Here is a 25,285-nt window from a genome sequence, read left to right as displayed (position 1 = left end):
AACGAGGTCGATGTGGACCTGATCGAATTCGATCGGCTGCCGGCGGGCGAGGCCCGCGACGTGCTGCGCCCGTGCCTCGACGTCGACCGCTGGATCGACACCGTCGTCGCCGGTCGCCCCTTCGAGTCGGTCGCGACGGCCGCCGAATTCGCCCGCACCGCCGCCTCACCCCTGCAGCCGCAGGAGATCGAAGCCGCGCTGACCCATCATCCCAGGATCGGGGAGAAAGCGGAAGGCGATTCCGCCGAGGCGGCCCATTCCTCCCGTGAGCAGGCGGGCCTGGGTGCGCTCGAGACCGACGTCGAAGAGCGTCTGCGCGCCGGCAACGCCGCGTACGAGGAGCGCTTCGACCGGGTCTTCCTCATCCGCGCCGCAGGCCGCACGCCTGCGGAGATCCTCTCCGAACTCGACCGCCGGATGGCCAATTCCGATGACGAGGAGATCGCCGAGGTGGGCGCTCAGCTCATCGAGATCGCCGTCATCCGCCTGGAAGGAATCCTCTCGTGAGCTTCATCTCCGCCCATGCCCTCGACTCGACCGCCGGCACCCCCGCCGCCGACCTCGCCGTGACGCTGCTCAGCGGTGAGGAGACGCTCGCGCAGGCGCGCACGGATACCGGCGGGCGGGTCTCCCAGCTCGGCCCCGAGACGCTCGAGCCCGGCACGTACCGGATCGTCTTCGGCACCGGCGAGTACTTCACCGCCCGTGGCCAGGACCACTTCCACCCGCAGGTGACGATCGACTTCACCGTCGCCCCGGGTGAGACCCACTACCACATCCCGCTTCTGCTCAGCCCCTTCGCCTACAGCACGTATCGGGGCAGCTGAGGCCCGCACATCGTCATCAGGGGAAGCAGGCCCCCTGCAGGATCTCCATCCTCAACAAACCGCCGAAGCCGACCGGGAGACAACCGCCGGCCTCGTGAGATATCCGGGCTGCCGCGCGTGCGCGGCGGCACTACGAGGAGTACGCAATGAGCACTGTGAAACTGACGACGAACCAGTACGGCAAGGCGGAGAACCGTCTCATGCGGGTCTACCGCGATTCGGACCGCCATGAGATCCGCGACCTCAATGTCACCTCCCAGCTGTGGGGCGACTTCGAGACCGCGCACACCGAGGGCGACAACGCACACGTCGTCGCCACCGACACCCAGAAGAACACGATCTTCGCGAAGGCCAAGGAGCTCGGCGTGTCCTCGCCCGAGCAGTTCCTCCTCGGGCTCGCCGACCACTTCACCGGCAGCTTCGACTGGGTGAGCGGCGGACGCTGGGAGGCCGAGGAGTTCGGCTGGGACCGCATCAACGACCACGACCACTCGTTCTACCGGGCGGCCCCGGAGATCCGCACGGTCGTGCTCACCCGCGACGGTGAGACGGACACGCTGATCTCCGGCTTCCGCGACCTCACGGTGCTCAAGACGACGGAGTCGGGCTTCGTCGGCTACCCGAAGGACAAATACACGTCCCTGCCGGAGACCGAGGACCGGATCCTCGCGACCGACATCGCCACCCGGTGGATCTACAACACCACGGACCTCGACTTCGACCAGACGTATGAGAAGGTCAAGGGCATCATCCTCGAGGCGTTCACCGACCACTACTCGAAGGCCCTCCAGCAGACCCTCTACATGATGGGCGAGAAGGTCATCAGCGAGGTCCCGGAGATCGACGAGATCCGCTTCTCGTGCCCGAACAAGCACCACTTCCTCTACGACATCGAGCGCTTCGGCCTCGAGAACCCCAACGAGGTCTTCATCGTCGCCGACCGTCCCTACGGCCTCATCGAGGCGACCTTCACCCGTGACGGGGTGGAGGAGTCGACGAGCGCCTGGACGAACATCGCCGGGTTCTGCTGACCCGTTCCAATCACCACCGAGGCGGGACGGCCGTTCCTGCGCCGTCCCGCCTCGGTGCCGCACCCTTCGGACCCGCCCCTGACCGCGGTGGGCCACTGAGAGGCAAACCCCTATGACCGCACTGTCATCACGCCCTGATGCCGCCCTGTCCACGAGTCCCGCCGACGAGGAGGTCGACGAATGGCTCGAGTCCTGGGAGGGACTCGTCGCCGCCCGCGGCACCGCGCGGGCGGGAGAGATCATGGACGCGCTGCGCCGCCGCGCGGCGACGAACTCCGTAGCCGCACCCAAGGTCACGACGACCGACTACGTCAACACGATTCCCGCCGACCAGGAGCCGACCTACCCCGGTGACGAGCGGCTCGAGCGCCGCTACCGGAAGTGGCTGCGCTGGAACGCCGCGATGCTCGTCCACCGCGCGCAGCGCCCCGACGTCTCCGTCGGCGGCCACATCTCGACATACGCCGGGGCCGCGACCCTCTACGAGATCGGGCTCAACAACTTCTTCCGCGGCCAGGACCATCCCGGCGGCGGCGACCAGGTCTTCTTCCAGGGCCACGCCTCCCCGGGGATGTACTCCCGGGCGTTCCTCGAGGGCAGGCTCACCGAGGCCCAGCTCGACGGCTTCCGCCAGGAGGCCTCGCGGGCCCCGCACGGCCTGAGCTCGTATCCGCATCCGCGGCTCATGCCCGAGTTCTGGCAGTTCCCGACCGTGTCGATGGGCCTCGGCCCGATCAACGCGATCTACCAGGCGCAGATGAACCGCTACCTCCACCACCGGGGCATCGCCGACACGAGCGACCAGCGGGTGTGGGCGTTCCTCGGCGACGGGGAGATGGACGAGCCCGAATCGCGCGGGGCCCTCCAGCTCGCGGCGAACGAGGGCCTCGACAACCTCACCTTCGTCGTCAACTGCAACCTCCAGCGCCTCGACGGGCCGGTGCGCGGCAACGGCAAGATCGTCCAGGAGCTCGAGGCGACCTTCACCGGGGCCGGCTGGGACGTCATCAAGGTCCTCTGGGGCCGGGAATGGGACGAGCTGCTCGCCGCCGACCGCACGGGAGAGCTCGTGCGCATCATGAACGAGACCCTCGACGGGGACTACCAGACGTTCAAGGCCGAGTCCGGCGGGTTCATCCGCGACAACTTCTTCGGCCGCTCACCGGTGACGAAGAGCCTCGTCGAGCACCTGAGCGACGACGACATCTGGAACCTCAAGCGCGGCGGCCACGACTACCAGAAGGTCTACGACGCCTACGATCGGGCGGTCGCGGTGACCGGCAGGCCGACGGTCATCCTCGTCCAGACGGTCAAGGGCTACGGGCTGGGCACGAGCTTCGAGTCGCGCAACGCCACGCACCAGATGAAGAAGTTCACCGCCGCCGACATCAAGGTCTTCCGCGACCGGATGGACATCCCGATCAGCGACAAAGTCATCGACGACGATCCCTACGCCGTGCCCTACTATCATCCGGGCGCGGGCGACGAGGCGATCGAGTACCTTCTCGAGAAGCGGCGGAGCCTCGGCGGCTTCGTCCCCGAACGGCGGCGCTCCCGCTCGCAGATCTCCCTGCCCGCGGTCAGCGACAAGGCGTTCGCGCAGGCAGCGAAGGGCTCGGGCCACCAGCAGGCGGCGACGACGATGGCCTTCGTCCGCCTGCTCAAGGACCTCATGCGCGAGAAGGGCGTCGGCGAGCGGATCGTGCCGATCATCCCCGATGAGGCCCGCACCTTCGGCATCGACGCGTTCTTCCCGACGGCGAAGATCTACAACCCCAACGGCCAGAACTACCTCGCCGTCGACCGGGAGCTCTTCCTCTCCTACAAGGAGGCCCCGACCGGGCAGCTCCTCCACGTCGGCATCAACGAGGCGGGGGCGGCGGCCGGGTTCACCGCGGCGGGCACCGCGTATTCGACGCACGGGCAGCCGATGATCCCGATCTACGTCTTCTACTCGATGTTCGGCTTCCAGCGCACCGGCGACGCGTTCTGGGCGGCGGCGGACCAGATGACCCGCGGGTTCATCATCGGCGCGACCGCAGGGCGGACGACCCTGACCGGGGAGGGGCTCCAGCACGCCGACGGGCACTCGCCGGTGCTCGCGGCGACGAATCCGGCGCTGCGGATCTACGATCCCGCGTACGGCTACGAGATCGCCCACATCGTCCGCGACGGCCTCCACCGGATGTACGGCGAGCACGACCTCGGCGACGATGAGCGCAACGTCATGTACTACCTCACCGTCTACAACGAGCCGATGCTCCAGCCGGCCGAGCCCGAGGACGTCGACGTCGATGGGATCCTCGCAGGCCTCCACCGCATCGCCGAGGCGGGGGCCGGTGCGCCGTCCGACGCCGGTACCCAGCGGCCGCAGGCTCAGCTGCTCGCCTCGGGCGTGGCCGTGCCGTGGGCGCTCGAGGCCCGCGAGCTGCTCGCCGCCGACTGGGGCGTCGACGCGGCCGTGTGGTCGGTGACGTCGTGGGCGCAGCTGCGCCGAGAGGCGCTCGACTGCGAGGCGCAGCGTCTCCTCGACGTCGAGGCGGAGCCGCGCGTGCCGTATGTGCGCCGGCGCCTCGGGGCAGAGCCGGGGCCGATCATCGCGACGAGCGACTTCGATTCGACCCAGCCCGATCTCCTCCGGCCGTTCCTCACCCAGGACTTCGCGACGCTCGGTGCCGACGGCTTCGGCTTCTCCGACACCCGGGCCGCGGCGCGCAGGCACTTCAGGATCGATGCGCACTCGATGGTCGTGCGCACCCTGCAGCTCCTCGCCGACCGCGGTGAGGTCGACGAGAGGGCACCGGTCGAGGCCGCGGCGACGTACCGCCTCGGCGAGGTCACGGCGGGCACCTCGGGCACCGCCGGCGGGGACTCCTGAGGCTCAGGCCCCGGGCTGCATGTCCGCGCTGATCTGCTCGGCGACCGAGCGCAGGAGCGGGATCGCGCGGGCGGCGAAGTCGTCGTCGACGCGGCTGATCGGGCCGGACACGGAGATCGCGAGCGGAGAGGGGGCACCGGGCACCGACATCGCGAAGCAGCGGACGCCGAGCTCCTGCTCCTGCTCGTCGATCGAGTACCCGCGCTGCCGGATCCGCTCGAGCTCGGCCTCGAGCTCCCCCAGGGTGCCGATGCTGTGCTCGGTCGGCGTCGGCATCCCGGCGGTCGCGACGATGCTGCGGACCTGCGCGGGGTCGAGCTGCGCGAGGATCGCCTTGCCGACTCCCGTGTCGTGCATGTGCGTGCGCCGGCCCACCTCGGTGAACATACGCATCTGCCGGTCCGAGGCGACCTGATCGACGTAGACGACCATGTCGCCGTCGAGGGTCGCGACGTTCGCCGACTCCCCGAGTTCGGCGACGAGGGTGCGCAGGTGGGGGCGGGCGATCGCGCCGAGCTGCGCGCCGGCGAGGTTGCCGAGGCGGACGAGGCCGGGGCCGAGCGCGTACCCGCGGTTGGGCAGCTGCCGGACGATGCCGAGGCTGACGAGCGTGCCGAGGAGACGGTGGATCGTCGGCAGCGGCAGGTTGACGTCGGCGGCGATGTGGCTGAGCGTCGCCGACCCGGCGGAGTTCGCGATGCACTCGAGGAGGCCGAATGCGCGTTCGACGGATTGGACTCCGCCCTTGGTCTGGCGGACCGCAGGGGTCTCGGCGTCGTTCGTGGTCATCCGTTGTCCTCTTCCTCGAAGTGGGCGACACTTCCGCACAGTCTAGCGTCGAATGGAAGAAAGTTTCCGTTCGGCGCCGTCGCCCGCTAGATATTCCGCAATACAGAAGCTAACATCCATAATACGGAAATGATTCCATCAGAGAGGATGACAGTCATGGCTGTTCCCAGCCCCGGATACTCCATCACCCTGCGTGTGGCCACCGCCGTCGGCCAGTCGTCGACGTCCGATCTCGTCGCGGCCGCGGCGAAGACGGGAGCGGGCATCACCGCGCTCGACGTCGTCGAATCCACCCCCGACACCGTCGTCATCGACGTCAGCGCCGACACCCGCGACGTCCCCCACGCCGAGGAGGTCGCGAGCGAACTCGGATCCCTGCCCGGCGTCGACGTCAGGAAGGTCTCCGACCGCACCTTCCTCCTCCACCTCGGCGGGAAGCTCGAATCGACCCCGAAGGTCCCGCTGCGCAACCGCGACGACCTCTCCCGCGCCTACACCCCGGGGGTCGCCCGCGTGTGCAAGGCGATCGCTGAGAACAAGGACGACGCCCGGCGCCTGACGATCAAGCGCAACACCGTCGCCGTCGTCACCGACGGCACGGCGGTGCTCGGGCTCGGCGACATCGGCCCCGAGGCCGCGATGCCGGTCATGGAGGGCAAGGCCGTGCTCTTCAAGCAGTTCGCCGGAGTCGACGCGTGGCCGGTCGCGCTCGATACGAAGGACACCGAGGAGATCATCGCGATCTGCAAGGCGATCGCCCCGGCCTACGGCGGGATCAACCTCGAGGACATCTCCGCGCCCCGCTGCTTCGAGATCGAGCGGCGCCTGCGCGAGGAACTCGACATCCCCGTCTTCCACGACGACCAGCACGGCACGGGCATCGTCACGCTCGCGGCGCTGAAGAACGCGCTCACCGTCGTCGGCAAGGACATCGGCGACGTCCGCATCGTCGTCTCCGGCGTCGGTGCCGCCGGCCACGCCATCATCCGTCTCCTCCAGGTCGCCGGCGCCCGGACGATCATCGCATGCGGACGCGACGGGGCGATCGGCCCGAACTCGACGGTCGACACCGAGCACAAGCGGTGGCTGCAGGAGAACACGAACCCCGAGGGGTTCACCGGAACACTCAAGGAGGCGGTCGTCGGCGCGGACGTCTTCATCGGCGTCTCCGCCCCGAACATCCTCGACGGCGCCGACATCGCGGCGATGAACGAGGGCGCGCTCGTCTTCGCGATGGCCAACCCCGACCCGGAGGTCGACCCCGCCGAGGCGCTCAAGCACGCCGCGGTCGTCGCCACCGGGCGCAGCGACTACCCGAACCAGATCAACAACGTCCTCGCGTTCCCCGGCATCTTCCGCGGCCTCCTCGACGCCGAGGCCACCGATGTCGACGAGAACATCATGGTCGCCGCCGCCGACGCGATCGCCTCGTGCATCGCGCCCGAGGACCTCCACCCCGGCTACGTCATCCCCTCCGTCTTCGACCCGGAGGTCGCGAACAGGGTCGCCGAGGCGGTCGCCTCGGTGTCGAAGTGAGTCGGAGGGTGCTGAGATCAGACATGAGCGACAATGGGGTGATCCCGGCATCGTGGCCGGACTCACGCCGACAGACAGGGAAAGAGGAACAGTGAAGCAATCCACGCTCGATGACATCGATGCTCTCCTCACGGACACCGACGAGGTGCTGAGCACGCGTTATCCGGGCGATCGGGACGTCCGCCAACCCATCCACACGGTCTACGTCCCAGGTCACCAGGTCACCCCGACACTGCCGCGGGAGTGGGGTGAACAGGCGCTGGCGGCCGTCGAGGCCGGCGGCGGCATGGTCCAACTGGCCGAACGCGTCATCGTCGCCTCCCGCAAGGAGATGGGGGAGAGCTTCGGGGCGACCCCGCCGAGCCTCCACCAGGTCGCCAGAGAGGCCGAGCAGCTCGCCGAGGCGGTGACGACGAAGCTTGCGACCGAGCCGATCGAGGATCTGCGCATCGACTTCGAGGACGGGTTCGGCGACCAGGGCGACGCCGCCGAGGACGCGGCCGTCATCGCGGCCGCGCGCACCGCGGTGGCCGGTCGCGCCGAGACCGGGGCGCCGGCCTTCGTCGGCATCCGGTTCAAGTCGCTCGAGGCCGCGACGCGGGCGCGCGGACTGCGCACACTCGACCTCTTCGTCACCGAGGTGCTCGCCGCGAACGGGGGAGCGCTGCCGACCGGGCTCGTGCTCACCCTGCCGAAGGTGAGCACCGTCGACCAGGTCAGCGCCATGGTGCTCGCGGTGCGCAGCCTCGAGGAGGAGCACGGCCTGCCCGCCGGATCGATCACCTTCGAGGTCCAGGTCGAGACCCCGCAGATCGTCCTCGGCGCCGACGGCACCGTGCCGCTGACCCGGGCGCTCGACGTCGGGCAGGGCCGGATCACCTCCCTCCACTACGGGACGTACGACTACTCGGCCTCGCTCGGCATCGCCGCGGCCTATCAGTCGATGGAGCACCCGGTCGCGGACTTCGCGAAGAACCAGATGCTCCTCGCCGTCGCCGGGACCGGGGTTCACCTCTCCGACGGGTCGACGAACATCCTCCCGGTCGGCGACCCCGAGGCGATGCACCAGGCGTGGAGCCTCCACGCCCGCCTCGTCCGCCGCCACCTGCGCCGCGGCATCTACCAGGGCTGGGACATGCACCCGCACCAGCTGCCGACCCGGTTCCTCGCGACCTTCCGGTTCTACCGGGAGGGCCTCGAGCTCGCCGCCGCCCGCCTGCGCAACTACGTCCACGCGACGGATTCGGCGGTCCTCGACGAACCCGCGACGGCGAAAGCGCTCGCCCGCTACCTCAGCCGCGGCCTCACCTGCGGCGCCCACACCCCCGACGACATCGCCGAGCGCACCGACCTGTCGGCCGGCGACCTCGAGCTGCTCGCCCGGACGGGAACGCTGACCGGTGAGCCGCTGTCCACGACGACGAAGGAGACGCACGCATGACCACCTACTGGGCCCCGACCGGGGGACACCCACCGCAGACCGATCTGCTCACCGACCGGGCGATCGTCACCGAGGCCTACACCGTCATCCCGCGCGGCGTCCTGCGCGACATCGTCACCTCGGCGCTGCCGGAGTGGACGGACACGCGGTCATGGGTGCTCTCGAAGCCGGTGGCCGGGGGCGCGGTGACGTTCTCGCAGACGATCCTCGAGGTCGCGCCCGGCGGCGGGTCGGAGGCACCGGAGCCGCAGCAAGGGGTCGAGGGCTTCCTCTTCCTCATGGCCGGCGAGCTCACCGTCACCCACGAGGGCACCGCACATGTCCTCACCCCCGGCGGGTTCGCGTACCTGCCGGCCGGGTCGGCGTGGAGTGCGCGCTCGACCGGCACCGAGGCGGCCCGCTTCCACTGGGTGCGCAAGCGCTACCAGCCGGTTGCGGGGCTGACCCCGGAGGCGGCCTTCGGCAACGAGGCCGACGTCGAGCCCGCAGCGATGCCGGGCACCGACAACCGGTGGCGGACGACGCGGCCGCTCGATCCGGCGAACCTCGCCTACGACATGCACGTCAACATCGTGACGTTCGAACCCGGGGCGGTCATCCCGTTCGCGGAGACGCACGAGATGGAGCACGGGCTCTACGTCCTCGAGGGCAAGGCCGTCTACCGCCTCAACGGCGACTGGGTCGAGGTCCAGGAGGGCGACTTCATCTCGATGCGCGCGTTCTGCCCCCAGGCCTGCTATGCCGGTGGTCCCGGGCGCTTCCGCTACCTGCTCTACAAGGACGTCAACCGGCAGGTCGAGCTCTAGGACTCCGGGACTCAGGGACGACTGCCGCCCTGCGGCTCGGATGAGCGGCAGGGCGGCAGGGGCTCCGTCGAACTGGAGCGCCTCAGATGAGCTGGAGGGTGCGGGCGGTGTATTCGGAGAGCTCGGTGAGCAGGGTCTCGTCGTCGGCGAGGTCACGGCCGAGCGAGGGCACCATGTCCTTGAGTGCCGGCTCCCAGCCGTCGTACTGACGCGGGAAGCACGTCTTGAGCAGGCCGAGCATGATCGCCACGGCCGTCGAGGCTCCGGGAGAGGCGCCGAGGAGGGCGGCGATCGAGCCGTCGGCCGAGGACACGAGTTCCGTGCCGAAGCCGAGGACGCCGCCCTTGCCCGGGACGTTCTTCATCACCTGGACGCGCTGACCGGCCTGGATGAATTCCCAGTCGGAGGGGTCGACGGAGGGGATGAACTCGTTCATCGACTCGAAGCGGGCCTTCTTCGAGGCCGCGAGCTCCGAGAGGAGATAGGTGACGAGGTCGGTGTTGTCCTTCGCGACGCCGAGCATCGTGCCGAGGTTGTTGCCGCGCACGGAGAACGGCAGGTCGGTGAAGCGGCCCTGCTTGAGGAACTTCGGGGAGAACCCGGCGTAGGGGCCGAAGAGCAGGTACTCGTTGCCGTCGACGACGCGGGTGTCGAGGTGGGGCACCGACATCGCCGGGGCGCCGAAGGACGCCTGACCGTAGACCTTCGCCTGGTGGCGGGCGACGAGGTCGGGGTTGGCGGTGCGGAGGAAGATGCCGGAGACGGGGAAGCCGCCGTAGCCGCGGCCCTCGGGGATGCCGGACTTCTGGAGCAGCGGCAGGGCGCCGCCGCCGGCGCCGATGAAGACGAACTTCGCCCCGATCTTGTGCGTCTCGCGTGAGAGCAGGTCGCGCACGGTGACGGTCCAGCCGTCGGAGGAGCGGTCGAGGTCGGTGACCTGGTGGCTCGTGCGGATCGTCGCGCCCTTGTCGGCCATGTAGCGCAGCAGCTGGCGGGAGAGCGACCCGAAGTCGACGTCGGTGCCGATCTGCGTGCGGGAGATGCCGTTGACCTGCCCGGGGCCGCGGCCCTCGAACATCAGCGGCAGCCATTCGGCCTGCGTGGCCGGGTCGTCGGTGAACTCCATCTCGGCGAACAGCGGGTTGCGCACCATCTGCTCACGACGGTTCTTGATGTAGTCGCGTCCCTTCTCGCCACGTCCGTAGCTGATGTGCGGGACCTGGTTGATGAAGTTCTTCGGTTCGGGGAGGACGCCGTTGTCGACGAGGTGCGACCAGTACTGGCGTGAGTGGTGGAACTGCTCGTTGATCTGCGCGGCCTTCGTCAGGTCGATGTGGCCGTTCGCGTCCTCAGGGGTGTAGTTGAGCTCGCAGAGAGCGGCGTGGCCGGTGCCGGCGTTGTTCCAGGGGTCGGAGCTCTCCTTCGCGACATAGTCGAGCTTCTCGTAGACCCGGATGTCCCATTCGGGCTGGAGTTCGGTCAGCATCGCGCCGAGGGTGGCGCTCATGATGCCGCTGCCGATGAGGACAACGTCGACCTTTTCCTGCGTTGAGGGCATTTCCACTCGCAATCTTCGTCAGAGGCGTGAAGTATCGACCTTCAGACTACTCCGAGCACAGGTTCAACCCGAAGTCGGGGGACGGGCGCACCGGTGTCAGGAGACGAGGATCACGCTCAGTGGCAGTGCCATCCCCAGCCGACGTCGTGGCAGCGGCCACCCGGGTCCGAGGGCGTCGGCGTCGGAGTCGGCGTCGTCGGCGGGGGCGACGTCGGGGGAGGTGAGGTCGGCGGTGGCGACGTGGGCGGTGGCGTCGTCGGCGGTGGCGACGTGGGCGGCGGGCTCGTCGTCGGCGGATCCGAGGGTGTGGGCGGCGGAGGTGTCGTCGGTGGCTGCGTCGGCGATGGCGGCTGTGGGGGATCGGTCGGCGGTGCCGGGGGAGGCGCAGGCTCCCCGGGGCCGGGGTCTCCTGGGCCTGGATCGCCGGGACCGGGATCTCCAGGACCCGGGTTGCCGGGGCCGGGGTCGCGCGGTGCCGGCGGTTCCGCGTTCGGCCCGCCGGGCTCTCCCGGGGCCGGGGGCGCCGGGACCCGCGGCTGCGCCGGAACCGGAGCCGCGTTGCGGGGGCCCTCGTCGTCGGGGCCCGCGGGATCCTCGGCGTCGGGAGACCCGGCCTCCGGCGGTGCCGCCGGCGAGCGCACATCATCGCCGAGGTCGTCGTCGGTCAGGCCGGTCTCCGGCTGCACCGGTGACGACGTCGGCCCTTCGGCCTCCGGGGTGCCCCGGTTCGGGTTGAGTGCCCAGACGCCCGCGGCGATCGCCGCCGTCGCGATGACGACGGCCGCGGCGATCTTGAGGCCGAGGGCGAACCCGGATCCTGTGCCCGACGAGCCTCCCTGACCGCCGGCCGACTCCGGACTGAAGAACACGGTCTCGGAGTTCTGCGCGGCAGAGGCGTCGGGCGCGGTGGCACCGCCGGCGGCTCCAGCGAGAGCCTCCGGGAACTGCTCGGACTCGATGAGAGCGCCGGCGAGGACGGCGGGGGTGAGCCACGCCCCGAGCTTCGTGTTGATCTTCGTCAGCAGCACGGACTGGCGGCGACAGTAGCGGCAGTGGCGCAGGTGCGTCTCGACCGACTTTCCGCGTTTGATGCCGAGCTGATTGCGGACGTAGCGCGCGAGCTCCGAGGAGTACTCCGCACACGACGGCTTCGCCGGTTCGACATGCTCCTGCAGGTACGCCGTCCGCAGACCCTCCCGGGCGCGGTGGAGGAGCGAATGGAACGAGTTGACCGACAGTCCCAGCGACTCCGCGGCGGCAGCGGTCGGGGTGCCGTCGATGTCGATGAGCGTGATCGCCGTCTGCCACGTCGCCGGCAGAGTCCGGAAGGCGCGGCCCAGCTGGTCGCGTTCGGAGACCTCGCTCGCATGGTCCCGGCTCGTGCCGCCGGCGAGGAACGCCAGCACGTCGGGTTCGACGGTCGTCGTCGCCCCCGTCATCGCGGTGAGCCGGAACGACTCCGAGCGCACCGCGGTCATGAGGTAGGACTTGAAGGACTCCTGCGGACCGGCGCCGTTGCCCCACGCGCGCCAGATCTTCGCGAACGCCTCGGCCACGGCATCCTCGGCGCGGGTGTAGTCGCCCGTCAGCCGCAGAGCGAAGTGGAGGGCCGGCAGGCGGTGGCGGGCGTAGAGCTGCGCGAATGCGCGGCGACCGGCTTCGGAATCGGGACCGCGGTCGACGATGACCGTGCAGAGCTCGGCGTCGGCGGCCTCGCGCTCCGCGGCCTCGGGGTCCTCCGCGGCGGATGCGGCGGATTCTGAGTCGTATTCGGCGTCGTGTTCGGCCTTGCGTGCCGCAGATTCCGGGTCGTCGGAAGCGGAGTCGGGAATCCTGGGGTCGGACATCGGTTCTCTGCCTCGGGTGGGGATCAGGGCGTCGCTGCTCACGGGGAGGGCGCAGCGTCGGCGGCGGGCGCGGAAAGCGGGGAAGCGCTGATTGAATATTCTAGTTTCCCCACTGCCATCCCACAATCGCTCACGTGCGATCGTCGGCAGGATGTCTGGAGCCGTCGGCAGGACGCCAGTGATCGCCGGCAGCTGCGGCTGTGACGAAGAATTCACCCGATCTCGCGAACGAAGGGCGCCTCCCGCGGGTCTACTTCTGCAGAAGGGGCCGCCACCCACGGCCGCTTCGCATCCGGCGGCGACCACCCACCGAGTCCGGATGCCCCTCGAGTCCGCGACTCATCCCCGGTGGCCCTGCAGAATCACGTGACTGCAGGGCCATCTTCGTCCCCGCCGTGCCCTGCGCCTGTTGCGTGTGTCACGATAAGACCATGTCGAAACGATTCCTCCTTCGTGATGCGCTGTCCCAGTTCCCGCCCTACAAGCCGGGCAAGCCCCCGGCCGACGCCCCGGGACTGACCCCGTACAAGCTGTCGTCGAACGAGAATCACCTCTCACCGCTGCCGGGCGTCCATGACGCCGTCGTCGCGGCCACGCAGACTCCGGCGGCCTACCCCGATCCGAAGTCGACGGGTCTCGTCGCCGATCTCGCCGCCTACCTCGACGTCGACCCGTCCGAGGTCGTCACCGGGGCGGGGGCCTCGGAGATCCTCTCGGCGCTGACGAACATCACCCTCGAGGCCGGCACCTCCGTCGTCTACCCGTGGCCGTCGTTCGAGATGTACCCGATCCTCGCCGCCGCCCGCGGGGCGGAGAAGCGGGCCGTGCCCCTCCTGCCCGACGGTCGGCACGACTTCGCCGGGATGCTCGCGGAGATCGACGAGACGACCCGTCTCGTCCTCCTCTGCTCGCCGAACAATCCCACCGGACCGTCCGTGCGCACCGCGGAGCTCGAGGGCTTCATGGCCGAGGTCCCGGGCGACGTCATCGTCGCCCTCGACGAGGCGTACTGGGAGTTCGCCACCGACGCGGAGGCGGTCGACGGGCTCGCGGCCTTCCGCGAGTACCCCAACCTCGTCCTCGCCCGCACGTTCTCGAAGGCGCACGGGCTCGCGGGCCTGCGCGTCGGCTACGGGGTCGCCGACCCGGAGATCGCGACCGCGCTGCGTCAGGTCGTCGCTCCGTTCAGCGTCACCGCCGCCGCCCAGGCCGCGGCCGCGGAGTCGCTGGCCCGCACCGATGAGGTCCTCGTCCGGGCCAAGGAGGTCGCGGCCACCCGCGACCAGTTCGCCGCCGACCTGCGTGCCCTCGGGTTCGACGTCCCCGATGCGCAGGGCAACTACGTGTGGATCGCGCTCAGCGATGAGGATGCCGAGGCGTTCGAAGAGGCGTGCGGCGCCCAGGCCGTGGCGATCCGCCGTCTGGCCGGCGGGGTGCGCGTGAGCATCGGCGCCGACGAGGCGCTCGACCGGGTGCGTGCCGTCGCCGCGGACTTCGCCGCCCGCTGATGCCCGAGCTCGCCGACCTCGCCGCGCAGCTGAGCCCAGGGGCGCTCGTCACCGACCGCGATGTCGTCGACGGCTACCGCTCCGATCGGGCCCTCTTCTGTCCGGCGGGGGAGGCGCTCGCCCTCGTCCGCGCCCGCACCGTCGACGACGTCGTCGCGGTCATGCGCTTCGCCACCGCGCACCGCATCCCCGTCGTCACCCAGGGAGCGCGGACCGGTCTGTCCGGCGGTGCCAACGCCGTCGACGGGGCGCTCCTGCTCAATGTCGCGGGGCTGACGGAGATCCTCGAGATCGATTCCGTCAACCAGCTCTGCCGGGTCCAGCCCGGGGTCATCAACGCCGACCTCAAAGTGGCGCTTGCCGCCGAAGGGCTCGCCTACCCGCCGGACCCCGGATCGGTGGCGATCTCGACGATCGGCGGCAACGTCGCGACGAACGCCGGGGGCATGTGCTGTGTCAAGTACGGGGTGACGAAGGACTACGTGCGCGCACTCACCGTCGTCCTCGCCGACGGCACGCTCACCCGCCTCGGCCGGGAGACGGCGAAGGGGGTCGCCGGCCTCGACCTCGCCGCGCTCTTCACTGGTTCCGAGGGCAGCCTCGGCGTCATCGTCGAGATCACCCTCGGACTCACCCCGGCACTGCCGGCACCGGTGACGGGGGTCGGGATCTTCCCCGACACCGAGGCGGCCGGGGCCACGGTCTCGGCGTTCATGGCGGCCGGGGCGGCGCCGTCGATGCTCGAGTTCCTCGACGGGGCGACGATGGCGATGATCAACGCCTACGGCGACTTCGGTCTGCCCGCCGACGCCGGTGCGCTCCTCCTCGTCCAATCCGATGCCCCGGGCGCTGACGGCCGGGCCGAGCTCGCCCGGTTCGCGGAGATCGCGACCGCGCACGGGGCCACCGAGGTCGTCGTCTCCGACGATCCCGCCGACAGCGACCTCCTCGTCGCCGCCCGGCGGGCCGTGGCACCGGCGATGGAGCAGTACGCCACTGGGATCGGCGGCGGGGAGCTCGTCGACGACGTCTGCGTGCCCCGGTCCCGCCTCGGCGAGTTCTTCCGGCGGCTGCGGCTCATCGACGAGACGTACGACGTCGAGGTCGCCACCGCCGGTCATGCCGGGGACGGGAACATGCATCCGAGCGTCGTCTTCGACGCCCGGGACGAGGCGATGGTCGCGCAGGCGCAGGCGGCGTTCGCCGAGATCATGCAGCTCGGCCTCGACCTCGGGGGGACGATCACCGGCGAGCACGGGGTCGGCTACCTGAAACGCGAGTGGCTGGGCCGGGAGCTCGATGCCGGGGCGGTGCGGATGCACCGCGCGATCAAGGACGCGCTCGACCCGCTCGGCATCCTCAACCCGGGGAAGATGCTCTGAGCCGGCCGGCGAGGACGGCGATGTCGTCCGGGGTCGTCCGGCAGCAGCCGCCGATGAGGCGGGCGCCGAGGCGGGTCCACGTCGCGACGGGCCACGCGGCCGGAGTCGCGGCCCCGGTCGTCCACCTCATCGTCGCGGCGTCATAGGTCTCACCCGAGTTCGGATAGGCGATGAGCGGCAGGTCGGTGGCCGCGGCCAGCGCCGCGAGCGCGGGGGCGACGAGAGACGGGCGGACGCAGTTGACGCCGAGGCCCCGGATCAGCGGGGTGCCCGCGACCGCCTCGGCGACGGCCGACAGCGGGGTGCCGTCGGGCAGGTGAGTGCCGTCATCGGACAGGGTGACCGTGAGCCAGGCGGGCACGGCGTGGGCGTCGACGAGCTCGGCGAGGACCCGGATCTCCGGCAGGCACGGCTGCGTCTCGAGCGCGAGGACGTCGACCCCGGAGTCGACGAGAGCGTCGATACGGGGACGGTGGAAGGCGGCGAACTCGCCGGCGGTGAGCCGGTAGTCGCCGGTGTACTCCGAGCCGTCGCCGAGGGCGGCCCCGTACGGTCCGACCGAGCCGGCGATGAGCGCCGCGCCGGCCGCGGCCTTCCTTGCCGCGGCCTCCCTCGCCGCTGCCTCCCTGGCCACAGCGACGCTGTCGGTGATGAGCGCCCGCCCCGCGGCCGGTGAGAGACCCGCGCGGGCGAGGCCGAGCGGGCTGATCTGATAGCTCGCGGTCGTGAGCACCTGGGCACCGGCAGCGGCGAAGGCGGCGTGCACCTCGGCGAGGATCTCCGGTCTCTCACGCAGCAGGGCCGCCGACCACAGGTCGTGGTCGAGGTCGAGCCCGCGCGCCTCGAGGGCGGTGCCGAGCCCGCCGTCGAGGACGGTGGGAGGGGAGGAGCCGTCGAGGACGGCGCTGACGGTCGGGGCCATCCACCCAGTTAAACTTGGCGGGTGACCGAAATCGAATCGCCCGCAGCATCTGAGACAGCGCCCATCAACGACCGTTCGCAGTTCGGCTTCGAGGTCGGCACTCGGCTCGAGACGGGCGGGCGCACCGGCGTCATCACGACCCCGCACGGGCAGATCCGCACCCCCGCCTTCATCCCGGTCGGCACGAAGGCCACGGTCAAGGCCGTCAAGCCCGAGGACGTCGCGGCCCTCGGCGGGCAGGCCGTCCTCGCCAACGCCTACCACCTCTACCTCCAGCCCGGTTCGGACATCGTCGACGAGGCCGGCGGTCTCGGCCGATTCATGAACTGGCCCGGCCCGACGTTCACGGATTCCGGCGGCTTCCAGGTGATGAGCCTCGGTGCGGGATTCAAGAAGGTCATCTCGATGGAGGTCACCGGCGAGCAGAACGACGATGCGATCGCCGTGGGCAAGGAGCGGCTGTCGAACGTCGACGACGACGGGGTGACATTCAAGTCGCACCTCGACGGGACGATGCACCGCTTCACCCCGGAGGTCTCGATGCGCGTCCAGCATGAGCTCGGCGCCGACATCATGTTCGCCTTCGACGAGCTGACGACGCTCGTCAACACCCGCGGCTACCAGGAGACCTCGCTCGAGCGGACCCGGTTGTGGGCGATCCGCTGCATCGAGGAGCACCGGAGGCTCACCGCCGAGCGGACCCACCGGCCCTACCAGGCGCTCTTCGGCGTGCTCCAGGGAGCGCAGTACGAGGATCTGCGGCGCAAGGCCGCGCGTGACCTCGGTGCGATGGACTTCGACGGGTTCGGCATCGGCGGGGCCCTGGAGAAGGAGAACCTCGGCACGATCATCCGCTGGGTGTGCGAGGAGCTGCCGGAGGACAAGCCGCGGCACCTCCTCGGCATCTCCGAGCCCGACGACCTCTTCGAAGCGATCCGCACCGGTGCGGACACCTTCGACTGCGTCTCACCGTCACGGGTGGCGCGCAATGCCGCGATCTACACCCGCGACGGACGCTACAACCTCACCGGGGCGAAGTACCGCCGGGACTTCGGGCCGCTCGACCCCGAGTGCACGTGCTACACGTGCGAGAACTACTCCCGCGCGTACCTTCGGCATCTCTACAAGGCCAAGGAGATGCTCTTCTCGACGCTGTGCACGATCCACAACGAGCACTTCGTCGTCAGCCTCGTCGCCGAGATCCGGCAGGCGATCGAGGACGGCCGCTTCGCCGAGCTCGAGTCCGAGGTGCTCGGCCGCTACTACGCGTGACCCGGTGACCCGTCACCCGGCTGCCCGTAGCTCGGTTCGTGGCGTTTGACGACCGTGATCACCCGGTAGGTGACCGGCAGGAGGATGACCTCGACGGCGACCTTGTAGACGAAGCCGACGACGACGTAGTTGACGAAGTCCCAGCCGGGGATGACCCCGGCGAAGGCGATCGTGCAGAAGAGGAGCGTGTCGACGAACTCGCCGACGCCGGTCGAGGTGAGCAGCCGGACCCACAGCTTCGATTCGCCCATCCGCTTCTTCACCGCGACGAGGACGTAGGAGTTGAGCAGCTGGCCGACGAAGTACCCGGCGAGTGAGGCTGCGACGATGCGCGGGTAGAAGCCGAGGACGGCGGCGAAGGCGTCCTGGTTCTCGTAGCCGGGTCCCGGCGGGGAGATGAGGACGAGCCAGAAGACGAAGGTCGCGAGGATCTGCAGGGCGAAACCGGTGATGACGGCCTTGCGGGCGGCTCTGAAGCCGTAGACCTCGCTGATGACGTCGCCGAGGATGTAGGCGATGGGGAAGAGGAACGCTCCGCCGTCGGTGACGATGGGGCCGAAGCCGATGACCTTCGTCGCCGAGATGTTCGAGATGATGAGGACCGCGCAGAAGACCGCGAGGAAGATTGCATAGTAGCGACCCCGGGACGAGGCGAAGGCGGCGAGGCGGTGGCTCGGCTGGTCGAGATGATCCTGCTCAGGATTCGTCTGCGACAACGTCGATCTCCTTCCCGCCGGTGAGGTCGACGAGCTGAGCGTAGGTCAGGGGCATCATCGAGTTCGGGGTGCCCGCGGCGGCCCAGAGCTCCGGGTAGCCGCGCAGGGCGACGTCGATGTACGTGGGAATCGGGGCGGGGTGGCCGACCGGGGCGACACCGCCGATGACCTGCCCGGTGGCGGCCCGGACGAGGTCCTTGTCCGCCCGGTCGAGCGCGTCGACGCCGATGAGGCGGGCGACGTGGTCGGTGTCGACGCGGTGCGCGCCCGAGGTCATGATGAGCACCGGGTCGCCTCCGGCGGAGAAGATCAGGCTGTTGGCGATCGCCCCGACCTCGACCCCGACCTTCTCCGCCGCCGAGGCGGCCGTGGGCGTGGCCTCATCGAAGAGTCGGACGCGGGGAACGATGCCGTGGGTTTCAAGGATCTCGGCGATGCGGGTGTTGTTCGCATGGTGCTTCGGATCCGGGGGCGCAGCAGTGTCGGAGGCGGCCGGAGCTGCGCCAGGGTCGGCAGTGTCGGCGCCAGAGGCAGTGTCGGCGGCTGGGGCCGTTGCGTGCGCCTCAGCGTCCGCCGCGGAGTCGCGTTCGTCCGCGGTCACCGGTTCGGCGAGTCCGCGGCGGCGCAGGACCGGGGCGACGTCGGGGCGGACGCCGAAGAACTGCTCGATCGCCGTCATCGGGTCGACCGAGTAGCCGGGGGCGAGGATCGCCTCGCGGAACGCCTCACCGGCCTCCCGATTGAGTCCGCCCTGGGATTCGAACCATTCGCTCACCCATGCGGCGATGACCTCGGAGTAGAGGTACGAGTAGTAGCCGGCGGCATAGCCGGAGGCGAAGATGTGGCCGAAGTACGTCGTGCGGTAGCGCGGCGGGACGAGCGGGGAGAACCCGGATGCCGCGAGGACCTCGGATTCGAAGGAGAGGACGTCGGTGATGTGCTCGCCGGCCTCGAGCGAATGCCAGGAGAGGTCGAGCATCGCCGCGGCGAGGTATTCGATCGTCGAGAATCCCTGCCCGAACGATTCGCTGTCGATGAGCGCCTGGACCAGGTCCTGCGGCATCGGCTCGCCCGTGTTGACGTGCTTCGCGTAGTGGGGGAGGACCTGCGGGTGGAAGCGCCACATCTCGTTGAACTGCGAGGGGAACTCGACGTAGTCGCGGGGCACCGAGGTGCCGGCCGTCGACGGGTACGTCGAGTTCGCGAAGAGACCGTGGAGGACGTGGCCGAACTCGTGGAAGAGGGTCGTCAGCTCGGTGGGGGAGAGCAGCGTGGGTCGACCGGGACCGGGCTTGGCGAGGTTGAGGGAGAGGGTGACGACCGGCAGATGGCCAGTCAGCCGGGACGCGGGGACGAGCTGGTCCATCCAGGCGCCGCCGCGCTTCGTGTCACGGGCGAAGGGGTCGATGAGGATGAGGCCGAGGGTGCGTCCGCCGAGATCGGTGACCTCGACGGCGATGACGTCGTCGTGCCAGCCGACGATCCCGTCGCGCCGGGTGAACGTGATGCCGTAGAGACCGGTGGCGGCGCGGAAGACGCCGTCGGTGAGCACTGAGTCGAATTCGAAGTACTGCGCGACCTCGTCGGGGTCGACCCCGAATTCGTCGGCCCGGTACTTCGCGAGGTAGTGCATGACGTCGGCAGGGGCCACCTCGGTGAGTCCGTAGCGGTCCTTGACCGTGTCGAGTTCCGCGGTGAGCTGGGCGTTCGCGGGGGCGATGAGGGAGGAGACGATGTCCGCGGCGGCGTCGGGACCGCCCGCGGTCTGGTTGTCGATCGCGTACGAGGAGTACGACGGGTAGCCGAGCAGCTTCGCCTGCAGGGCGCGCAGGGCCGTGATGTCGGCGACCTGGGTGCGGGTGTCCCCGTCGCCGCCGCGGGAGCCGCGGGCCATCGAGTTCGTCAGGACGTGCTCTCGGGTGGCGGGGTCGTCGAGGGATCCGAGGACGAGCTGCTGGGTGAAGTTGTTGAGCGGCAGGAGGAAGCCGTCGACCTCGCGCTCGCCGGCACGGGCGGCGGCGGCCGCGATCTGGTCCTCGCTCAGGCCGGTGAGCTGGGCGGCCTCGCCGAGGTGGACGGCGAGCTCGCGGGTGTCGGTGCCGAGCGCGCGGGAGAAGGACGTCGAGAGCGCGGTGAGCTCGGCCTCGATCGTCGCCATCTGCTCGCGCTCCTCGTCGCCGAGGCGAGCTCCGGCGCGGACGAAGTTCTCGATCGTCAGCTCCTGCTGGCGCTTGTCCTCGGGGTTGAGGTCGGTGGTCGGGACCTGCTCGATGCGGTGGAAGAGGTCGACGCTGAGCAGGATCGCGGTCCGGGTCGCCGACAGCCGAGCCCACACCTCGGCGACGGCGTCGGTGAGGTCGGGGGTGAGGTGGTTGGATTCGACGGTGCGGACGAGGGCGGCGAGCCGGGCCATCGGCACGGTCGCGGATTCGAAGCGGACGGTCGTCGTCGCGAACGTCGGGTCCGCCTCGTCGGCGACGATCGTGTCGACCTCGGACAGCGCGAAGGAGGTGGCCGCCTCGGCGGCGGTGAGGAGGGACTCCGCGGTCACCGCGGTGAAGTCGGGAAGTGAGAAGTCGCCTTGTGGGTCGAGGAGGGAGTCCCAGACATCGATGGCGGTGGATTCGGAACTCATCGTCGACGTTTCGCTTTCTTGATGGTCTTCTCAGGTTTCGCCTCCGATCCTAACGCGTGGCGGCGGCTGAGCGCATGGCTCCTGGCTAGACTGGGGCGCATGACCAGCGCATCTCTCCCCATCACCAGCGCCTTCCGCGTCGGGTTCACCGGCACGCTCGGCGTCGGTCTGGCCATTGCGCTCATCACTGCACTGCAGTCGGTGGGCACGGTGATCATCTACATCGGGCTGGCGCTGTTCCTCGCGCTCGGGCTCGATCCGATCGTGCAGTGGCTCGTGGCGCGCAAGCTCTCGCGGACCTTATCGGTCATCGCCGTGGTGCTCGCCTTCATCCTCGTCGTCGCCGGGATCATCCTCCTCATCGCGCCGACGCTCATCGCGCAGATCCAGCAGTTCATCGGGGATCTGCCGGGAATCATCTCCCGACTGTCGACGACGGAGTGGGTCAACGAACTCGAGAGGCGGTTCACCGGCTCGGTCGATCTCGACGCGATCTTCGCGAGCGTGAGCTCGTGGGTCTCCGATCCCAAGAACGTCCTGTCCGTGGGCGGCGGCGTCGTATCCGTGGGGGCGGGGATCCTCAGCTTCCTCACCGGCGTCATCATCGTCGTCATCCTCACGATCTACTTCGCCGTGACCCTGCCGACGATCAAGTCGGCGATGCTCTCGCTCGTGGCGAAGAGCTCGCGCGACACCGTCGATTCCGTCACCGAGGAGGTCACCCGATCGATCGGACGCTACGTCCTCGGGCAGCTGTCCCTCGGCGTCATCAACGGCGTGTGCTCGGCGATCTTCCTCACGATCATCGGGGCACCGCTGCCGGCGCTGCTCGCGTTCGTCGCGTTCCTCGCCTCGCTCATCCCGCTCATCGGTCCGATCTCCGGTGCGATCGTCATCACCGCGTCGTGCCTCATGGTCTCGCCCGGACTCGGCATCGCGGCGGGCATCTACTACCTCATCTACATGCAGGTCGAGGCGTACCTGCTCAGCCCCCGCATCATGAAGGCCGCAGTCGATGTGCCCGGCGCGCTCGTCATCATCGCCGCGATCGCCGGCGGCACGCTCGGCGGGGTGCTCGGCGCGGTGGTCGCCGTGCCCGTGGCCGCGTCGTTCCTCATCGTCATCCGCAAGGTCGTCATCCCCGCCCAGGACAGGAAATAGGGGGCGGCTGACTCTGCTGGTGTCGGGGTCGGTAGACGGTCAGGGTTCGTGAACTGAGGTCAGGGCTCGTGAACTGAGGTCAGGGCTCAGTCGGCGGTCAGTGCCCGGTCGGGGTGTCATCGTCATCCTCGCCGAGGCTGTTCCCCCGTGAGACGAGACGCTCGATGACGAACCGGCTGAGGTAGAAGGTCGCGAAGTACGCGACGGCGCCGATGAGGATCCGGAACACCCAGTCGACGTCGCGGCCCACCGGAATCCCGACGACGACGATCGCCGTGATGGCCAGGAGATAGGGGATGAGCCGGAGGACGGGGCTCAGTTCGCTGCTCATGACACGAGCCTAGCAACGAGGGCGGGCCGGCGGCCCGCCCTCGTGCTCGTTCGTCGGAGACAGAGGCTCATCCCTCAGCTCGCGACTGGCGTGCTCGCGGGTCAGCTCGTGAAGGGCTTCGCCTCCTCGTGGAGGGCGTTGTGGAGGAAGTCGATGGCGACGGCCCGGGCGAGGTTCGCGGCCTTCGTATCGCGCAGGCTGTCGAGGAGCAGGAAGTCGTGGACCATGCCGGCCACCCGCATCGAGGTGACGGGGACGCCGGCCTCACGCAGCTTGTTCGCGTACTGCTCGCCCTCGTCGCGGAGCACGTCGGCCTCGTCAGTGATGACGAGAGCCTCGGGCAGTCCCCTGAGGTCCTCGAGTGAGGCCTGCAGCGGTGAGGCGTACTTCTCCTTCCGCTGTGCCTCGTCGGTGGTGTAGGCGTCCCAGAACCACTTCATGCCGTCGCGGGTGAGGTAGTAGTCGTCGGCGAACTGGATGTAGGACGGGGTGTCGAAGTCGGCGTTCGTCACCGGGTAGAGCAGGGCCTGTGCCTTGAGCTCGAGGCCGCCGCGATCCTTGTTCATCAGGGCGAAGACGGCGGACATGTCACCGCCGACGGATTCGCCGGTGACGGCGATGCGCGAGGTGTCCATGCCGTGGTCGGCGCCGTTGGCGGCGACCCACTGGCCGACGGCGTAGTTCTGCTCGACCTGGGTCGGGTACTTCTTCTCCGGGGCGCGGTCGTAGACCGGGAAGACACCGACGGCGTTCGCGCCGACGGTGAGCTCGCGGAACAGGCGGTCATGGGTCTTGTCGTCGCCGAAGACCCAGCCGGCGCCGTGGATGTAGAAGAGGACGGGGAGGTCGCCGGTCGCGCCCTTGGGGCGGATGATCCGGGTCTTGACGGTGCCCCATTCGTCGGCGTCGACGTCGACCCACTCCTCGTCGACATCCGGGCGTTCGACGCCCTCGCCGCTCTGGAGGTCGAGGAGGATCTTGCGGCCTTCCTCCGGCGGGACTTCGTAGATGCGCGGATGCGGTGCGGTCGCCTCGGCGAGGTCCTTGGCTTCAGGTTCGAGATACGGGGTGACGGGCTGGGGGATCTCGGTCATGGGAATCATGCTCCTTCGTTGTCATCGACGGCGCCGGGTCATCGTGGTCGTCAGTGCCGGGTCCACGTGGGCGACGGGGTCGGCGGGTGGATGCTGCAAGCCGACCTGTGCATTCAGCCTATGGACGGGGATATCATTCCGCTATGGTCACAAACGACATGTACCAGGGAGATCGCGACAGGCGGAGTCCGGAGATCGCTGTTGTCCGCTACGGTGACTGCCAGTTGGCGGCGGTCTATGGGCTGACCGATGTGTTCCGGGTGACGAATGAGCAGCTCGAGCTGCTCGGCGGTGATGAGCGGCGCGTGCGGGTGAGTCATTGGGAGTGGACCGGTGACGCGGTGACGTGCACGTTCGATTCGCATCCGGGGACGCCGCATGCTCCGACCCATGTCATCTTCCCACCGAGTCTCGTGGCGCCTGAGCTCATGGGGGAGTCCGGGATTCTGCGCGATTGGGCGCTGGCGCAGCGGGCCGACGGGGCGGTGCTGTGCGGTCTGTGTGCGGGGGTGTTCGTGCTGGCCGAGACGGGACTTCTCGATCATCGACGGGCGACGACGCATTGGGCATTCGTCGATGAGTTCGCGCGGCGGTTTCCGCGCGTGCGCCTTGATGCCAGCCGGATGGTCATCGACGAAAGCGATGTCATCACGGCCGCGGGGATCATGGCGTGGCTCGACTTCGCACTGTCGTTGGTCGAGGCGCTCTTCGGGCCGAGCATGATGATCCGGACGTCGCGGTTCATGCTCGCCGATGCGCCGCGGACCGAGCAGCTGCCGTACATGGCCCAGCTGCCGTCGACGGCGCATCAGGACGAGGTGGTTCTGCTCGCGCAGGAGACGATCGATCGAGAGCTCGGGTCGTCGTTGACGCTGAGTCGCCTTGCTGCGGTCACGTCGACGCACCCGCGGACCCTGCAGCGTCGCTTCAAGCAGGCGACGGGGATGACCGTGACGCAGTACGTTCAGAGGCTGAGGGTTGAGCGGGCCAACCATGCCCTCGCGACGACCGGTGACACCTTCGAGGCGATCGCGCGGTCGGTCGGCTACGACGATCCGACGACGCTGCGTCGGCTCATCCACCGCGAGACCGGTCTGACTCCGACCGGTTACCGGCAGCGGTTCGGTGCGAAGGGGGTGCTGGAGGATCGAACCGACGCGCGATAGCGGAGGGCTGCGGTATTCGTGAGATCGGGAGTCATCTGTCGGCCGGGCAGGACCCTGCCTATCGGTGGGGTGGGTCCACGCTAATCTGCCGGGTCGGGTCGGGTCCGTGCCGCGCCGGGTGCATGTTCGTCGGCGGGGTCGGGTTGACGCATTGCCGGGTCCGCGCCGACGCCTTGCCGGGTCCGGGCCGAACTGAATCGGTCAAGATCTCTGTCGTCGCGACGCTGCGGGCCTGAATTGTTCGATCATTCCGGACGTGAGCAGGCTGGGACTCGAGGGGGTTCGGATTCGGGGCGGATGTTCACAACAGCGGTGATCCAGAACAGCGGTGATCCAGAACAGCGGTGATCCAGAACGGCAGTGATCCAGAACGACAGTGGTTCGG

General features: G+C 69.3%; 20 protein-coding genes. 12 read left to right on the top strand and 8 right to left on the bottom strand.

The window, feature by feature from the left end; all coding sequences use genetic code 11:
- The first annotated feature begins 12 nt into the window (after positions 1–12).
- From uraD to aceE, 4 genes are all read left to right on the top strand, one after another.
- Positions 13–507 carry a 2-oxo-4-hydroxy-4-carboxy-5-ureidoimidazoline decarboxylase gene (uraD, locus tag FJ887_RS14540; protein WP_249356887.1) on the top strand — a complete coding sequence of 165 codons (495 nt, stop codon included), beginning with the start codon at positions 13–15 and terminating at the stop codon, positions 505–507.
- Positions 504–827, top strand: a complete 324-nt coding sequence (gene uraH / locus FJ887_RS14535; RefSeq protein ID WP_137826660.1) for a hydroxyisourate hydrolase — start codon at positions 504–506, stop codon at positions 825–827. Before uraD ends, uraH begins: the two co-directional genes overlap by 4 nt.
- A 146-nt stretch (positions 828–973) precedes the next feature.
- Positions 974–1,858, top strand: coding sequence for a factor-independent urate hydroxylase (pucL, locus tag FJ887_RS14530; RefSeq protein ID WP_137826659.1), 885 nt, complete (start codon positions 974–976; stop codon positions 1,856–1,858).
- Between the two features lie 112 nt (positions 1,859–1,970).
- On the top strand, positions 1,971–4,736 hold the full coding sequence (gene aceE / locus FJ887_RS14525) for a pyruvate dehydrogenase (acetyl-transferring), homodimeric type (RefSeq protein WP_140955723.1): 2,766 nt from the start codon (positions 1,971–1,973) through the stop codon (positions 4,734–4,736).
- Positions 4,737–4,739: 3 nt separating this feature from the next.
- Here the strand turns inward: aceE and FJ887_RS14520 are convergent, their stop codons facing one another.
- On the bottom strand, positions 4,740–5,525 hold the full coding sequence (locus FJ887_RS14520) for an IclR family transcriptional regulator (RefSeq protein ID WP_137826657.1): 786 nt from the start codon (positions 5,523–5,525) through the stop codon (positions 4,740–4,742).
- A 156-nt stretch (positions 5,526–5,681) separates the two neighbouring features.
- Between FJ887_RS14520 and FJ887_RS14515 the strand changes: the two genes are divergently transcribed.
- The 3 genes from FJ887_RS14515 to FJ887_RS14505 all read left to right on the top strand — a co-directional run bounded on the left by FJ887_RS14515 (position 5,682) and on the right by FJ887_RS14505 (position 9,308).
- Positions 5,682–7,061: an NAD-dependent malic enzyme gene (locus tag FJ887_RS14515; RefSeq protein ID WP_137826656.1), complete on the top strand. Its 1,380-nt coding sequence runs from the start codon at positions 5,682–5,684 to the stop codon at positions 7,059–7,061.
- A gap of 91 nt (positions 7,062–7,152) precedes the next feature.
- Positions 7,153–8,502 (top strand): DUF6986 family protein, encoded by a 1,350-nt coding sequence (locus FJ887_RS14510; protein WP_137826655.1) that lies wholly within the window; start codon positions 7,153–7,155, stop codon positions 8,500–8,502.
- Positions 8,499–9,308 (top strand): bifunctional allantoicase/(S)-ureidoglycine aminohydrolase, encoded by an 810-nt coding sequence (locus tag FJ887_RS14505; RefSeq protein WP_137826654.1) that lies wholly within the window; start codon positions 8,499–8,501, stop codon positions 9,306–9,308. Before FJ887_RS14510 ends, FJ887_RS14505 begins: the two co-directional genes overlap by 4 nt.
- A gap of 82 nt (positions 9,309–9,390) precedes the next feature.
- Here the strand turns inward: FJ887_RS14505 and mqo are convergent, their stop codons facing one another.
- The gene (gene mqo / locus FJ887_RS14500; RefSeq protein ID WP_137826653.1) at positions 9,391–10,866 is read right to left on the bottom strand and encodes a malate dehydrogenase (quinone); all 1,476 of its coding nucleotides are present in this window, start codon (positions 10,864–10,866) and stop codon (positions 9,391–9,393) included.
- A 116-nt stretch (positions 10,867–10,982) separates the two neighbouring features.
- Positions 10,983–12,713 (bottom strand): RNA polymerase sigma factor, encoded by a 1,731-nt coding sequence (locus tag FJ887_RS14495; protein ID WP_140955724.1) that lies wholly within the window; start codon positions 12,711–12,713, stop codon positions 10,983–10,985.
- A gap of 431 nt (positions 12,714–13,144) precedes the next feature.
- On the opposite strand from FJ887_RS14495, the gene FJ887_RS14490 reads away from it, so the two are divergent.
- Both FJ887_RS14490 and FJ887_RS14485 read left to right on the top strand, forming a co-directional pair.
- Positions 13,145–14,221: a histidinol-phosphate transaminase gene (locus tag FJ887_RS14490; protein WP_137825123.1), complete on the top strand. Its 1,077-nt coding sequence runs from the start codon at positions 13,145–13,147 to the stop codon at positions 14,219–14,221.
- The gene (locus FJ887_RS14485; RefSeq protein WP_137825122.1) at positions 14,221–15,603 is read left to right on the top strand and encodes an FAD-binding oxidoreductase; all 1,383 of its coding nucleotides are present in this window, start codon (positions 14,221–14,223) and stop codon (positions 15,601–15,603) included. Before FJ887_RS14490 ends, FJ887_RS14485 begins: the two co-directional genes overlap by 1 nt.
- Here FJ887_RS14485 and mmuM read toward each other — a convergent pair.
- On the bottom strand, positions 15,581–16,525 hold the full coding sequence (gene mmuM / locus FJ887_RS14480) for a homocysteine S-methyltransferase (protein ID WP_137825121.1): 945 nt from the start codon (positions 16,523–16,525) through the stop codon (positions 15,581–15,583). The genes FJ887_RS14485 and mmuM overlap by 23 nt on opposite strands.
- A 21-nt stretch (positions 16,526–16,546) precedes the next feature.
- Between mmuM and tgt the strand changes: the two genes are divergently transcribed.
- Positions 16,547–17,797: a tRNA guanosine(34) transglycosylase Tgt gene (gene tgt / locus FJ887_RS14475; protein WP_137825120.1), complete on the top strand. Its 1,251-nt coding sequence runs from the start codon at positions 16,547–16,549 to the stop codon at positions 17,795–17,797.
- Here the strand turns inward: tgt and FJ887_RS14470 are convergent.
- Positions 17,788–18,513: a queuosine precursor transporter gene (locus tag FJ887_RS14470; RefSeq protein WP_171007017.1), complete on the bottom strand. Its 726-nt coding sequence runs from the start codon at positions 18,511–18,513 to the stop codon at positions 17,788–17,790. The genes tgt and FJ887_RS14470 overlap by 10 nt on opposite strands.
- The gene (locus FJ887_RS14465) at positions 18,494–21,148 is read right to left on the bottom strand and encodes a M3 family metallopeptidase (protein WP_137825119.1); all 2,655 of its coding nucleotides are present in this window, start codon (positions 21,146–21,148) and stop codon (positions 18,494–18,496) included. Before FJ887_RS14465 ends, FJ887_RS14470 begins: the two co-directional genes overlap by 20 nt.
- A 99-nt stretch (positions 21,149–21,247) precedes the next feature.
- Between FJ887_RS14465 and FJ887_RS14460 the strand changes: the two genes are divergently transcribed.
- Positions 21,248–22,309 (top strand): AI-2E family transporter, encoded by a 1,062-nt coding sequence (locus FJ887_RS14460; protein ID WP_137825118.1) that lies wholly within the window; start codon positions 21,248–21,250, stop codon positions 22,307–22,309.
- Between the two features lie 97 nt (positions 22,310–22,406).
- On the opposite strand, the gene FJ887_RS14455 is transcribed toward FJ887_RS14460, so the two are convergent.
- Together FJ887_RS14455 and FJ887_RS14450 are read right to left on the bottom strand one after the other, a co-directional pair.
- Positions 22,407–22,640: a hypothetical protein gene (locus FJ887_RS14455; RefSeq protein ID WP_137825117.1), complete on the bottom strand. Its 234-nt coding sequence runs from the start codon at positions 22,638–22,640 to the stop codon at positions 22,407–22,409.
- Positions 22,641–22,741: 101 nt separating this feature from the next.
- Positions 22,742–23,734, bottom strand: a complete 993-nt coding sequence (locus FJ887_RS14450) for an alpha/beta hydrolase (protein WP_137825116.1) — start codon at positions 23,732–23,734, stop codon at positions 22,742–22,744.
- Between the two features lie 143 nt (positions 23,735–23,877).
- Here FJ887_RS14450 and FJ887_RS14445 point away from each other — a divergent pair, with 143 nt between their 5' ends.
- Positions 23,878–24,900: a GlxA family transcriptional regulator gene (locus FJ887_RS14445; RefSeq protein WP_137825115.1), complete on the top strand. Its 1,023-nt coding sequence runs from the start codon at positions 23,878–23,880 to the stop codon at positions 24,898–24,900.
- Positions 24,901–25,285 lie beyond the last annotated feature (385 nt).

The sequence above is a fragment of the Brevibacterium sp. XM4083 genome (assembly GCF_006489205.2).
Taxonomy (GTDB): Bacteria; Actinomycetota; Actinomycetes; order Actinomycetales; family Brevibacteriaceae; genus Brevibacterium.
Note: the sequence above shows the minus strand (reverse complement) of the source record. Positions and strands in the feature narration are given on the sequence as shown.